9 protein-coding genes are annotated in these 12,098 nt (G+C 68.1%); 5 read left to right on the top strand and 4 right to left on the bottom strand.

Features of this window, described 5'->3' with window-relative positions; all coding sequences use genetic code 11:
- The coding region (locus tag B5Y19_RS23880; protein WP_176168712.1) for a tripartite tricarboxylate transporter permease at window positions 1–445 on the top strand (445 nt) is incomplete at its 5' end.
- 126 nt (window positions 446–571) lie between these two features.
- Here B5Y19_RS23880 and B5Y19_RS23875 read toward each other — a convergent pair.
- Window positions 572–1,318: an enoyl-CoA hydratase-related protein gene (locus B5Y19_RS23875; protein ID WP_139384541.1), complete on the bottom strand. Its 747-nt coding sequence runs from the start codon at window positions 1,316–1,318 to the stop codon at window positions 572–574.
- Window positions 1,319–1,505: 187 nt separating this feature from the next.
- Here B5Y19_RS23875 and B5Y19_RS23870 point away from each other — a divergent pair, with 187 nt between their 5' ends.
- Complete coding sequence (locus B5Y19_RS23870) at window positions 1,506–3,578, top strand: 3-hydroxyacyl-CoA dehydrogenase NAD-binding domain-containing protein (RefSeq protein WP_079592235.1); 2,073 nt, start codon at window positions 1,506–1,508, stop codon at window positions 3,576–3,578.
- 170 nt (window positions 3,579–3,748) lie between these two features.
- Window positions 3,749–4,819, top strand: coding sequence for a DUF808 domain-containing protein (locus B5Y19_RS23865; RefSeq protein ID WP_055730894.1), 1,071 nt, complete (start codon window positions 3,749–3,751; stop codon window positions 4,817–4,819).
- A gap of 89 nt (window positions 4,820–4,908) precedes the next feature.
- Here B5Y19_RS23865 and B5Y19_RS23860 read toward each other — a convergent pair whose 3' ends face one another.
- The 3 genes from B5Y19_RS23860 to B5Y19_RS23850 all read right to left on the bottom strand — a co-directional run bounded on the left by B5Y19_RS23860 (window position 4,909) and on the right by B5Y19_RS23850 (window position 8,794).
- Window positions 4,909–5,601 carry a nitroreductase gene (locus B5Y19_RS23860; RefSeq protein ID WP_139384540.1) on the bottom strand — a complete coding sequence of 231 codons (693 nt, stop codon included), beginning with the start codon at window positions 5,599–5,601 and terminating at the stop codon, window positions 4,909–4,911.
- Between the two features lie 78 nt (window positions 5,602–5,679).
- Window positions 5,680–7,065, bottom strand: coding sequence for an FAD-binding oxidoreductase (locus B5Y19_RS23855; RefSeq protein ID WP_055730895.1), 1,386 nt, complete (start codon window positions 7,063–7,065; stop codon window positions 5,680–5,682).
- A gap of 19 nt (window positions 7,066–7,084) precedes the next feature.
- On the bottom strand, window positions 7,085–8,794 hold the full coding sequence (locus B5Y19_RS23850) for a lysine--tRNA ligase (protein WP_079592233.1): 1,710 nt from the start codon (window positions 8,792–8,794) through the stop codon (window positions 7,085–7,087).
- A gap of 212 nt (window positions 8,795–9,006) precedes the next feature.
- On the opposite strand from B5Y19_RS23850, the gene B5Y19_RS23845 reads away from it, so the two are divergent.
- Window positions 9,007–10,161: an amidohydrolase gene (locus B5Y19_RS23845; RefSeq protein ID WP_055730897.1), complete on the top strand. Its 1,155-nt coding sequence runs from the start codon at window positions 9,007–9,009 to the stop codon at window positions 10,159–10,161.
- Between the two features lie 246 nt (window positions 10,162–10,407).
- Window positions 10,408–12,096 carry an aspartate-alanine antiporter gene (gene aspT, locus B5Y19_RS23840; protein ID WP_079592231.1) on the top strand — a complete coding sequence of 563 codons (1,689 nt, stop codon included), beginning with the start codon at window positions 10,408–10,410 and terminating at the stop codon, window positions 12,094–12,096.
- The last annotated feature ends 2 nt before the right edge of the window (window positions 12,097–12,098 follow it).

Here is a 12,098-nt window from a genome sequence, read left to right as displayed (position 1 = left end):
CGCGCTCTACATCATCTTCATCCTCGGCAACATCATCATGATCCCCTTCGGCATTGTGATGATCCGGCTGGCGAGCAAGGTCGTCGGCGCGCCGCGCTCGGCGGTGATGCCGGTGATCATGATCTTCTGCGCGGTCGGCGCCTTCGCGACGGCGGGCAACAACCTGTTCGCGGTCTGGTGCGTCGCCTTCTTCGGCGTGTTCGGCTTCGTGATGGAGAAGAACGGCTATCCGGTCGCGGCGATGGTGCTGGGCATCGTCATGGGCACGATGGTGGAGCAGAACTTCGTGACTTCGCTGATCAAGTCGGACGGCTCGGTGCTGCCGTTCTTCGACCGGCCGGTCTCGTCCGTGCTGGCGGCGATGACCTTCGCGGCGCTGCTCTGGCCAGTCTTCGTCTGGACCCGCGACTGGCTGATGGGGCGCCGCCGGCCGGTGGCGGCCTGAGGCAGGAGAAGGGCGTCATTCCCGGGCCGCCGCAGGCCGGTCCGGGAATCTCTGGCCGAAAGAGCCGCAGGAGCCTCCTTCGGCGGGAGATGCTCGGGTCAAGCCCGAGCATGACGAGCGTGGTGGCTATTTCTTCAGGAAGCTCATGAAGGCGGCCATGGCCTCCGGCGACTTCAGGCGCTCGCCGAAATGCTTCGCCTCGGTCGCGATGGTCTCGGCCACCGCCTGAGCCGCGCCGCGCTTCAGCAGCATCTTTGTCAGCGCCAGCGATTCCGGCGGCAGCGCCGCCAGCGCCTTGGCGCGGGCGAGGCCGGCTTCCAGCGCCGTGCCGTCTTCGGTGACGGCGTTGACGAGGCCGGCTTCCGCCGCGGTCTCGGCATTGAAGGCCTCGCCCAGCATCAGCAATTCCGCCGCCTTCTTCGAGCCGGCGACGAGCGGCAGCAGATAGCTCGACCCGCCCTCGGGGCAGAGGCCGAGCGTGACGAAGGGCAGGCGGAAGGTGGCGGAACGGGCGGCGAAGGCGAGGTCGCAATGCAGCAGCATGGTCGTGCCGATGCCGACGGCGAAGCCCTCGACCGCGGCGACGATCGGTTTCCGGGCGGTCGAGATCACCTCGAGGAAGTCGATGGCGGCGCGCGGGCCCTCGCCGGCCGCGGCGGCGATGGCGAAGTCCTTGATGTCGTTGCCGCTGGTGAAGCAGCCGCCGGCGCCGGTCAGCAGGATGGCGCGGATCGAGGCGTCGGTCTCGGCGGCGCCGATCGCCGCGATCAGCCCGGCATAGCTCGCGCGGTCGAGCGCGTTCCTGCGGTCCGGCCGGTTCATGGTGATCTGCATGATGCCGGCCGCGACGGTTTCGCTCAGCACTTCGCTCATCGGTCCGCTCCTGATGGTCCTGCCGGAATCGCATGCGCCTTCGCGCAGGGTCAAGCGAGGCAGGTTGCGCCTTTCGTCGCCGCAGACCGTGCTTGACATCGGGCCGGGCGGATTCTCCCTAACCGGGAGACGCCTTCGCTGCCTGGTCGGCGAGTCGGGCGTGAGACGGATATGGCGGAGGCGGTCGATGACGAAGGTTCAGCTCGAGAGGCACGGCCGGATCGGACTGGTCACCATCGACAATCCACCGGTCAACGCGCTGTCGGCTGCAGTCCGTCAGGGGCTTGCGGCGGCGATCGAGCAGGCGAACGCCGACAAGGCCGTCGCGGCGATCGTGATCGCCTCCACCGGCAAGGCGTTCATCGCCGGGGCCGACATCAGCGAATTCGGCAAGCCGCCGGCGCCGCCCGCACTGCCCGATCTGCTCGATGCGATCGAGCGCTCGGCCAAGCCGGTCGTCGCCGCGATCCAGGGCGTCGCTCTCGGCGGCGGGCTGGAGGTGGCGCTCGCCTGCCATGGCCGCGCCGCGCTGCCGGCTGCGAAGCTCGGCCTGCCCGAGATCAAGCTCGGCCTCATCCCGGGCGCCGGCGGCACGCAGCGCCTGCCGCGGCTGATCGGGGCGGCCAAGGCCTTTCCGATCATGCTCTCGGGCGAGCCGATCGCGGCCGGGCAGGCGCTCGAATACGGGCTGCTCGACGAGGTCGTCTCCAGCGATGTCGTGACCGCTGCGATGAAGCTGGCCGAGGGGCTGGCGGCGGAACGGCGCCGTCCGGTCACCAGCGAGGCGACGGGACGGCTGACCGAGACGGATCGCGAGGCCTTCGAGGCCCTGGCCGCGGACGCTCTGAAGAAGGCCGACGGCATGCCGAACGTGCCGGCGCTGGTCGAGGCGGTGCGCGGCGCCTTCACCCTGGCTTTCGTCGAGGGGCTGGCGGTGGAGCGCAAGCTCTTCCTCTCGCTGATCGGCGATCCGCGCTCGCAGGCGTTGCGCCATGTCTTCTTCGCCGAGCGCGAGGTCGCGAAGGTGCCGGGCATCGGGCCGGAGGTGAAGCCGCGCGAGATCCTGAGCGCCGCCGTGATCGGTGCCGGCACGATGGGCGGCGGCATCGCCATGTGCTTCGCCAATGCCGGCATCCCGGTGACGCTGATCGAGACGGCGCAGGCGCCGCTCGACAATGGCGTCAACCGCATCGGCGCGATCTACGACATCTCGGTTTCCAGGGGATCGCTGACGCCTGAGGCGAAGGCCAAGCGCATGAAGCTGATCCGGCCGGCCGTCGGTCTCGCGGCTGCGGCGGGCGCGGATATCGTCGTCGAGGCGGCATTCGAGGAGATGGGCGTCAAGCAGCAGATCTTCGGCGAGCTCGACAAGGTCGCCAAGCCTGGCGCCATCCTGGCCAGCAATACCTCCTATCTCGACGTGCCCACGATCGCGGCGGCTACGAAGCGCCCGCAGGACGTGATCGGCATGCATTTCTTCAGCCCGGCGAATGTCATGAAGCTGCTGGAGATCGTCCGGCCGAAGGGCGCGGCCGACGATGCGATCGCGACCGCGGTGGCACTCGGCCGCAGGCTCGGCAAGGTGCCGGTCGTGGTCGGCAACGGCTTCGGTTTCGTCGGCAACCGCATGCTGGAGCAGCGCACCCGCGCCGCCGAGCGGCTCTTGGTCGCCGGCGCCTTGCCGCACGAGGTCGATGCGGCGCTGGTCGGCTTCGGCTTCAAGATGGGGCCCTTCGCCATGGCCGACCTCGCCGGCAACGATATCGGCTGGCGCTCGCGCAAGGCGCGTGGCCTGAAGGCCGCTGTGGCGGATGCGCTCTGCGAAGCCGGCTGGTTCGGCCCAAAGACCGGGCGCGGCTACTATCTCTACCCGCAGGGGGCGCGCGCCGGCCAGCGCTGCCCCGAGGTCGAGGCGCTGATCCAGCGCATCTCGGCCGAGCAGGGTGTGACGCGGCGCGCCTTCTCGCAGGAGGAGATTCTGGCGCGGCTGTTGGACCCGATGGTGAACGAGGGCGCGCGCATCCTGGAGGAGGGCGTGGCGGCGCGGCCCGGCGACATCGATATCGTCTGGATCAACGGCTACAACTGGCCGGCCTGGCGCGGCGGGCCGATGTTCTGGGCCGACAGCGTTGGGCTCGACGTCATCGCGAAGCGGCTGGAGGCACAGGCGGCGGAGATCGGCGACAAGGCACTGGAGCCGGCGCCGCTGCTGAAGCGTCTCGCTGCCGAAGGCAAAGGATTTGCGAGTCTGAAGGGCTGAAGGAGCCGGGCTCGTCATGCTCGGGCTTGACCCGAGCATCCCTGCCAAGGAGGACCCGGCGCTTGTTTCGGCCTGAGTTTCTCGGGTCTTCGCTTCGCTCCGCCCGAGAATGACGGCCCGGGGAAAGCGCGGTAGCTTTCTTGCCGTTGATGCTATTCGAGGAGAGAAGCTTGGCTTCGGGTCTGTTCGCGCTGCTCGACGATGTCGCCGGCATCGCCAAGGTCGCGGCGGCGTCGGTCGACGATGTCGTGGCGCAGGCGGGCAAGGCCGGTGCCAAGGCAGCCGGCGTCGTCATCGACGATGCGGCGGTGACGCCGCGCTATGCCGTCGGCTTCGCGGCGGCGCGGGAATTGCCGATCATCTGGCGCATCGCACTCGGCTCGCTGCGCAACAAGCTGCTGTTCCTCCTGCCGGGCGCGCTGGTCCTGGCGCTGATCGCACCCTGGGCGATCACGCCGCTGCTGATGGCCGGCGGTGCCTATCTCTGCTTCGAAGGGGCCGAGAAGGTGCTGGAACTGATGCTGCCGCACGGGGCGCATGGCGCGGCCAAGCCGGGCGAGGCGGCGGGCGACCCCACCGCCCTCGAGCAGCAGAAGGTTGCCGGTGCGATCAAGACCGATTTCATCCTCTCGGCCGAGATCATGGCGATCACGCTCGCCGGCGTCTCGGACCAGTCCTTCTGGATGAAGGCGGCGGTGCTGGCGCTCGTCGGCATCGGCATCACCGTGGCGGTCTATGGCGTCGTCGCGCTGATCGTGAAGGCGGACGATGTCGGCGTCGCGCTCGCCGCCAACCAGCGTCCGGCCACGAGCCTGCTCGGGCTGCGCCGGCTCGAGCCCGGCGAGGCCGGAGGGCTCGACCGCATGCTCGGCTGGCTGACGCGGCCCGTCGGGGGCGGGCTGGTGCGCGGCATGCCCTATTTCCTGAGCCTGCTCGGCGCCGTCGGCACCGCGGCGATGCTCTGGGTCGGCGGCGGCATCATCATCCACGGGCTGGAGGGCTATGGCCTCGCCGGCCTCGGCCACGGCGCGCATGACCTTGCGGTCGTGGCCGGGCGCGCCCTGCCGGCCGCCGTTGCCGGCGCAGGCGAGTGGTTGGCCGGGGCGGCGCTGGCGGCGGTCTTCGGGCTCGTCCTCGGCGGCATCGCCATCGTCGCGATGCACTGGCTGGTCGCGCCGCTGGTCAAACTTTTTCGGAAGGACGCGGGCAAGCCGGTCCCCGATGGCGGGCACGGCCCATAGGCTGTCACGCTCGTCCTCGTGGCGAGCATCCGCGTTTGGGCACCGATTCTGAAGGAACCCGACCATGACGAAACGCCCGCGCCCAGCCCTCAATCCAGCCAGGTCGTAAAACCCTCGACAGGCTCGCGTTCGGGCACCAGGCGATTGGCGGGTGCGTCGGAGTCGGCCTTGCCGATGGCGATGCCGCAGACCACGACCTCGTGCTCGGGGATGGCGAGCTCGCGCCGCACGATCGGGTGGAACTGGGCGAAGATCGCCTGCGGGCAGGAATCGAGGCCATGGCCCTGCGCGGCGATCAGCAGGGTCTGGATGAACATGCCGAGATCGAGCCAGGAGCCGATCTCCAGATCGCGATCGATCGTCAGCATCAGCGCGACCGGCGCATCGAAGAAGCGCAGGTTGGCGGCGGTCTGGCGCTTCATGCCCTCGGTGTCGCCCTTCGTCACGCCGAGCAGGCCGTAGAGGTCCCAGCCGACCTTGCGGCGACGCGCGAGATAGGGCTCGCGGAACTGCACGGGATAGTAGCGGTATTCCTCGGCGCCCGGACGCTCGCCGGCTGCGAGCGCCGCGAGCAGCGCCGCCTCGAGTCGCGCCCGCGCCTGCGGGCCGATCACCCTGAGCTTCCAGGGCTGCATGTTAGTGCCGGACGGGGCCTGAGCCGCCAGCTCGATCAGGCGGCGCAGCAGTCCGGGCTCGACCGGATCGGGCAGGAAGGCGCGGACGGCGCGGCGCGAGCGGATGGCGTGCTCGACGGCTTCGTTAGGCGTCATCTCGTCGATCATGCTCCGCTTCCCCGGGCTGTGCGCTCGCCCATTTTCTGGCAGAGCCGCAGGGCCGGCGCCATAGACTGATGCTAAAGGTCAGACCGGCAGGATGCGTCCGCGGTTGAGGATGTTGCCGGGGTCGAGCGTTCGCTTCAGCGAGGTCATCAGCGCGAGCTCTGCATCCGAGCGGCTCATGCCGAGATAAGGACGCTTCAGGACGCCGACGCCATGCTCGGCCGAGATGCTGCCCTGCATCTCCTCGACCAGCGCGTAGACGATGTCGGCGAAGCCCGACAGGTCGATCGCTTCGGCATGAACCGACAAGTGCAGGTTGCTGTCGGCGAGATGGCCGAAGACGATCGGCAGCGCCGCGCTGCTGCGCGCCGCGACGCGCTGGCGCAGCAGCGTGACGGCGGTCTCCATCGCGCCGAGCGGGATGCTGACGTCGAAATGGATGCCGGGCGGCAGGGCGCGGTAGAATTCGTAATTGGCCTCGCGATAGGCCCAGAAGCGTTGGCGGTCGCGGCTCGACTGGGCGATCAGCACGTCGTCCAGGAGACCTTCCTCCGCCAGCTCGGCGAGCGCCTCGGCGAAGGCGTCTTCGCCCGCGGCGGCCGTGCCCATCGCAGCCTCGACGACGAGGGTGAGTTCAGGCCGGGCGGAGAAGGGGCAGGGCAGGCCGCCCTGCTCGGTCGCGGCCTTCATATATTCCGGCCACATCGCCTCGAAGGCGAGCAGGCTGCCGCCGAGGCGGGCTTCGAGGCGGTTGAGGACTGCCAAAGCCTTGTCGATGCTGCCGGCGGCACAGAGCGCGGTCTGGATGCCGGTCACCGCCGGCTGCAGGGCGAGCAGCACCCGGGTGACGACGCCGAGCGTGCCTTCGCTGCCGATGAAGAGCTGCGTCCAGTCATAGCCGGCATTGTTCTTCACCACCTTCTTGAGGTGGCTGATGACGCGGCCATCTGCGGTGACGACTTCGACGCCGAGCACGTTGCGGCGGGTCATGCCGTAGCGCAGAACCTGCACGCCGCCGGCATTGGTCGCGACATTGCCTCCGATGGTGCAACTGCCCCGCGCGCCGAGATCGACGCCGTAGAGGAAGCCGGCCTCCGCCGCCTTCTCCTGCACGATCGCGAGCGGCGTGCCGGCGAGCACGGTCATCGTCCGGTTCACCGGATCGATCTCCTCGACGCCATTCAGCCTTTCGAGCGAGAGCGCCACCTCACCCGCCATCGGCGCCGCGCCGCCGGCAAGCCCGGTCATGCCGCCCTGGACGACGACGGGAAGGGAGAAGCGGGAGCAGATCGAAAGTACCGCCGAGACCTCGCCGGTCGTCCGCGGCATGACGAGGAGGGCCGGCAGGCCTTCCTCCGTCTTGGAGGCATCCTTGCGGTTGCGCACGGGAATCGCGTCGCCGCTGCGCAGTCCGCCGGAGCCGACCACCTCCGTCAGCGCCGCGAGCGCGTCGTACGGAACGGTCATGGCAGGCTCCGTAGGCTCGTCAGTCGGCTTTGCGCGCAGCGAGGAAGGCGGCGTGCTCCCGGACGAGGTCGCCCGCCAGCGCCTTGGCGATCAGGGCGCGGGTGTTGGGCAGGCCATAGATCGCCGCGAAGGAGCCGAAGCGCGGACCCTGGTCCTCGCCGAACATCACCTGGTAAATCGCCTTCCACCAGTCGCCGGAGACGCCGGGACGCTCGGGCGTCGCGTTCTTGGCGGCGAGGTTCTGGTAGCGCGGGATCGCCCGGGCGACGTCCAGCGCCGCATCCTGCACCATCTCTGCCGTGGCGTCGGCCGGCAGGGCGGCGATCGCCGCGTCGAGCTTCGCGAAGGCGTCGCGCTCGACCTCGTCGGCCGGGCGATAGCTTTTCGCCGGCTTCACGAAGTCGCGGAAATAGGCGATCGCATAGCCGACCAGCGCGTCGAGGCGCGGATGCGTCTGCGGCGAGATCGCCGGGGCGTAGCGCTGGAGGAAGCCCCAGAGCACGCCCTTGTCCTCGGAGTTCGCCACGGCGACGAGGTTCATCAGCAGGCCGAAGGTGATCTGTGTCCTGACCGCGTTGTCGCCCTCACCCGAGGCGATCACTTCCGGCTCCGGCGGATTGCCGGCATGGAGGTGCCAGACCGGGTTGCCGAGGCGGTTCTTCCAGTCCTGCCTCTCATAACCGTTGAGGAACTGGAGATACTCGTCGATCGCGCGCGGGATCACGTCGAAATGCAGCTTCTTGGCCTCGCGCGGGCGCTGGAACATGTAGAGCGCCAGGCTCTCCGGCGGGCCATAGGTCAGCCATTCCTCGATGGTCAGGCCATTGCCCTTCGACTTCGAGATCTTCTGGCCCTGCTCATCGAGGAAGAGCTCGTAGTTGAAGCCTTCCGGCGGCGTGCCGTCGAGCGCACGGGCGATCTGCGAGGAGACCTTGACGGAATCGATCAGATCCTTGCCGGCCATCTCGTAGTCGACGCCGAGCGCGACCCAGCGCATCGCCCAGTCCGGCTTCCATTGCAGCTTGACCTGGCCGCCGGTGACCGGGGTGACGAAGCGTTCGCCCGTCGCCGGATCGGCCCAGGCGATGGTACCGGCCTCGACATCGACCTCGTCGATCGGCACCTGCATGACGATGCGCGTCCTGGGGTGGATCGGCAGGAAGGGCGAATAGGTCGCCGCCCGCTCCTCGCGCAGCGTGGGCAGCATGATCTTCATCACCGCATCGTAGCGGGCGAGCATCTTGAGCAGCGTCGCGTCGAACTCGCCGGCGCGATACGCGTCGGTCGAGGACTTGAACTCGTAGTCGAAGCCGAAGCTGTCGAGGAAGGCGCAGAGCCGCGCATTGTTGTGGCGGCCGAACGAGTCATGCGTGCCGAACGGGTCCGGCACCTCGGTCAGCGGCTTGCCGAGATTGGCGGTGAGCAGCTCCTTGTTCGGCACGTTGTCCGGCACCTTGCGCAGGCCGTCCATGTCGTCCGAGAAGGCGATCAGCCGCGTCGGGATGGTGTTGCCGGTGAGCACGCGGAAGGCATGGCGGACCATCGAGGTGCGCGCGACCTCGCCAAAGGTGCCGATATGCGGCAGGCCCGAGGGGCCGTAGCCGGTTTCGAAGATCACCGATTTCTTGCCGGATTTCTCGATGCGGGCCACGAGCTTGCGCGCCTCCTCGAACGGCCAGGCGGCCGAACGCTGGGCGGCGTCAACGAGGGCTGCGTCGAAGGCGGGCATGAGCGGCGGTGTCCTCTCCTGAGCGGGAAAGCCATATCGCAAAAGCGAAGGAGGGGCTTTCGCAGATTGCGAAGGCCGCCGTCAATGCGCGTATGGTCGAGATGCGGCAAACGAGGGTGCGGCCCCTCGCCGAGGCGGCTTGCCGGCCTGCCATGGCGGTATAGGGTCACGCTTGCCTTTTCACTTTGGACCATGCCTTGAAAGGATCCGCCTTGGACCGCGACCTGCTCGACAAGCTGACCGCGTGGCGACGACATCTCCACGCCAATCCCGAATTGTCGTTGCAGGAGGCTGAGACCAGCGCCTTCGTGCAGGAGAAGCTGAAGGAGCTCGGCGTTCCCTTCACCGCCAATGTCGGCGGCCACGGCGTCGTGGCGACGCTGACGCGCGGTTCCTCGCAGCGCTCGGTCGGCCTGCGCGCCGATATGGACGCGCTGCCGATCCAGGAAGTGAACGAGCTGCCCTATAAATCGGGCAAGACCAACGTCATGCATGCCTGCGGCCATGACGGACACACCGTCTCGCTGCTTGGAGCCGCGGCGCTGCTCAAGAACGACGAGAGCTGGAGCGGCACGGTGCAGTTCCTGTTCCAGCCGGCCGAGGAAGGTTTCGGCGGCGCCAAGGCGATGATCAAGGACGGCGTGTTCGAGCGCTTCCCGATGGAGCGCGTCTTCGGCATGCATAACTGGCCCGGGCTGGAAGCCGGCACCGTCGCCGTGCATCGCGGCCCGGTGATGGCCGAGCCCGGCAAGTTCAAGATCACCCTGTCGGGCACCGCCGGCCACGCCGCCAAGCCCGAACTGACGCATGACCCGATCACGGCGATGGGCCATCTGATCGTGGCGCTGCAGACGATCGTCTCGCGCAATGTCAGCCCGATGGAGAACGCGGTCGTCACGATCGGCCAGATCCATGGCGGGCTCGCCTCGAACCAGATCCCGACCCATGTCTGGATCGAGGGCACCTATCGCGTCTTCACCGTGCCGGTGCGCGAGCGCGTGGTGCAGCGCATCCGCGACATCGCCAACAACATCGCCGCCACCTTCGAGATGACCGCCGAGGTCGATTTCTCGCTGGGCGGGCTGGCGACGATCAACACGCCGGCCGAGGAGGACATGGCGGCGAATGCCGGCAAGGCCGCGGGGCTCGAAGTGCGCCGCGACATCCCCGCCAGCACGACCTCCGAGGACTTCTGCTATTTCCTGCAGGACCGGCCCGGCGCCTATGTCTGGATCGGCAACGGCCCGGCCGTGGACGGCGGCGAACTGCACAACGACCGCTACGACTTCAACGACGCCATCCTGCCCGCGACTTCGGGCTGGCTCGCGGCGGTGGCAAAGCAGGCGCTGGCCAGCAACGCGCCCTGAGCCCGGGATTACCCGCTGAGCTATTCGAAGGCGAGGCGCGGACGTGCCTCGCCGCTGGACCTGGGACGAGAGTAAGCCGAGCGGCTCGCTGCTCCGGCACGTGAATTTTTGTCGCTTATATTCAAAACAATTTTAATATTGATCGCGCCGATCTTCCATATCGTTCGCGAATACAACCTCTACTTGAGTCTTTATGTTTTTAGGTGATTGTCCCCCGTCGATATGATTGCGCAGACGGGGAAGCGGATGTCCTGGCTGTCTTGGATCTTTCATCAGTCTCCTGAAGCCGCCCTCTTCCTCTCCCTGGCCGTTGGCTACTGGGTCGGCAAATTCCAGTTTGGTAAATTCCAGCTCGGCGGCGTCGCCGGATCACTGCTCGCCGCCGTGTTGATCAGCCAGGTCGGCGTCACCATCGACAACGGCGTCAAGTCGGTGCTGTTCGCCCTCTTCATCTATGCCGTCGGCTTCGAGAGCGGGCCGCAATTCTTCCGCTCGCTCGGGCGGCAATCCATCCGCGAGATCGTGATGGCGGCGGTGCTCGCCCTCAGCGGCTTGGCGACCGTCGTGGTGCTGGCGCGGATGTTCGGGCTCGACAAGGGGTTGGCGGCCGGCATCGCAGCCGGCGGGCTCACGCAGTCCGCGATCATCGGCACGGCAAGCGCCGCGATCGGCAAGCTCGGACTCGCGGCCGAGGAGGTGCAGCGCCTGCAGGGCAACGTCGCCGTCGGCTACGCTGTGACCTACATCTTCGGCTCCTTCGGCGCGATCATCGTCTGCGTCAACATCCTGCCCTGGCTGATGGGGCGCAGCATCCGCGACGACGCCATCAAGGCCGAGGCCGAGATGCTGGCAGGTATCCGCGTCTATGGCGTCGGCGAGCAGCCGGCGGCACCTGATCTGGTCGGGCGCCTGTTCAAGGTTGAGGGCGTGGCGGGACGCTCAATCGCCGAAGTCGAGGGGTTCGCCGGCCCGGCGGCCTTCGCCATCGAACGACTCAAGCGTAACGGCTCGGTGATCGGTGTGGAGCCGGATCTCAAGCTTGAGGCCGGGGATACCATTCTGGTCGTCGGCAGGCGGGCGGGCGTCGTTGCCGTCGCCAGCAAGATCGGCCCCGAACTCCAGTCCTCCGAGGGTATGGATCTGGTCGTGCTCAGCCGCGACGTCGCCATCGCCAATCGCGACTTCATCGGCAAGACCGTGCAGCAGATCAGGGATGCCACTGCCGGCAGCCTGCGCCACGGCATCTACGTCACCGGCCTGCAGCGAGCCGGCAAGCCGCTTCCGCTGGCGGCTGGCACCGTCATCGAAGCGGGCGACGTCGCGACGCTCTACGGCACGGCGGAGGACGTCCAGCGCGTGGCGAAGGTCGTCGGCACGCTGCTGGTCTCCAGCGACAAGACCGATTTCGTCTTCCACGGGCTCGGGCTGGTGGTCGGCCTGCTGATCGGCCTTATCGTGGTGCGCATCGGCTCGATCCCGCTGACGCTCGGCAGCGGCGGCGGCGCGCTGCTCTCCGGCCTGCTGTTCGGCTGGTATCGCAGCCGCAACCTCGCCATCGGCAACATGCCGACGGCGGCATCGACGCTGCTGCGTGATCTCGGCCTTGCCGGCTTCGTCGCCGTGGTCGGGCTGCAATCCGGCCAGCAGGCGGTCACCACCATCATCCAGCAGGGGCTGTCGATCTTCCTGATCGGCGTGGTCGTGACCATCCTGCCGATGATCATCACCATGCTCGTGGGCCGCTACATCCTGCGCTACGACAACACGGCGGTCTTCGCCGGCGCGCTCTCGGGCTCGCGCAGCGCCAACCCCGCCTTCGGCGAGGTGCTGGACAAGGCCGGCAATTCCATCCCGACCACGCCCTTCGCGATCACCTATGCGCTCGCGAATGTCTTCCTGACCCTGCTCGGCCCGCTTGTCGTGGCCTTCGCCTGAAC

It is taken from the genome of Allobosea thiooxidans (assembly GCF_900168195.1).
Classification (GTDB): Bacteria; Pseudomonadota; Alphaproteobacteria; order Rhizobiales; family Beijerinckiaceae; genus Allobosea; species Allobosea thiooxidans.
The sequence above is the reverse complement of the archived record's forward strand: the minus strand, read 5'-3'. Positions and strand labels throughout refer to the sequence as shown.

Bases quoted from the DNA above. Each gene is read 5' to 3' on its own strand.
- aspT (WP_079592231.1), top strand. From the start codon at position 10,408: ATGTCCTGGCTGTCTTGGATCTTTCATCAGTCTCCTGAAGCCGCCCTC.
- B5Y19_RS23875 (WP_139384541.1), bottom strand. From the start codon at position 1,318: ATGAGCGAAGTGCTGAGCGAAACCGTCGCGGCCGGCATCATGCAGATC.
- B5Y19_RS23855 (WP_055730895.1), bottom strand. From the start codon at position 7,065: ATGACCGTTCCGTACGACGCGCTCGCGGCGCTGACGGAGGTGGTCGGC.
- B5Y19_RS23860 (WP_139384540.1), bottom strand. From the start codon at position 5,601: ATGATCGACGAGATGACGCCTAACGAAGCCGTCGAGCACGCCATCCGC.
- B5Y19_RS23870 (WP_079592235.1), top strand. From the start codon at position 1,506: ATGACGAAGGTTCAGCTCGAGAGGCACGGCCGGATCGGACTGGTCACC.
- B5Y19_RS23850 (WP_079592233.1), bottom strand. From the start codon at position 8,794: ATGCCCGCCTTCGACGCAGCCCTCGTTGACGCCGCCCAGCGTTCGGCC.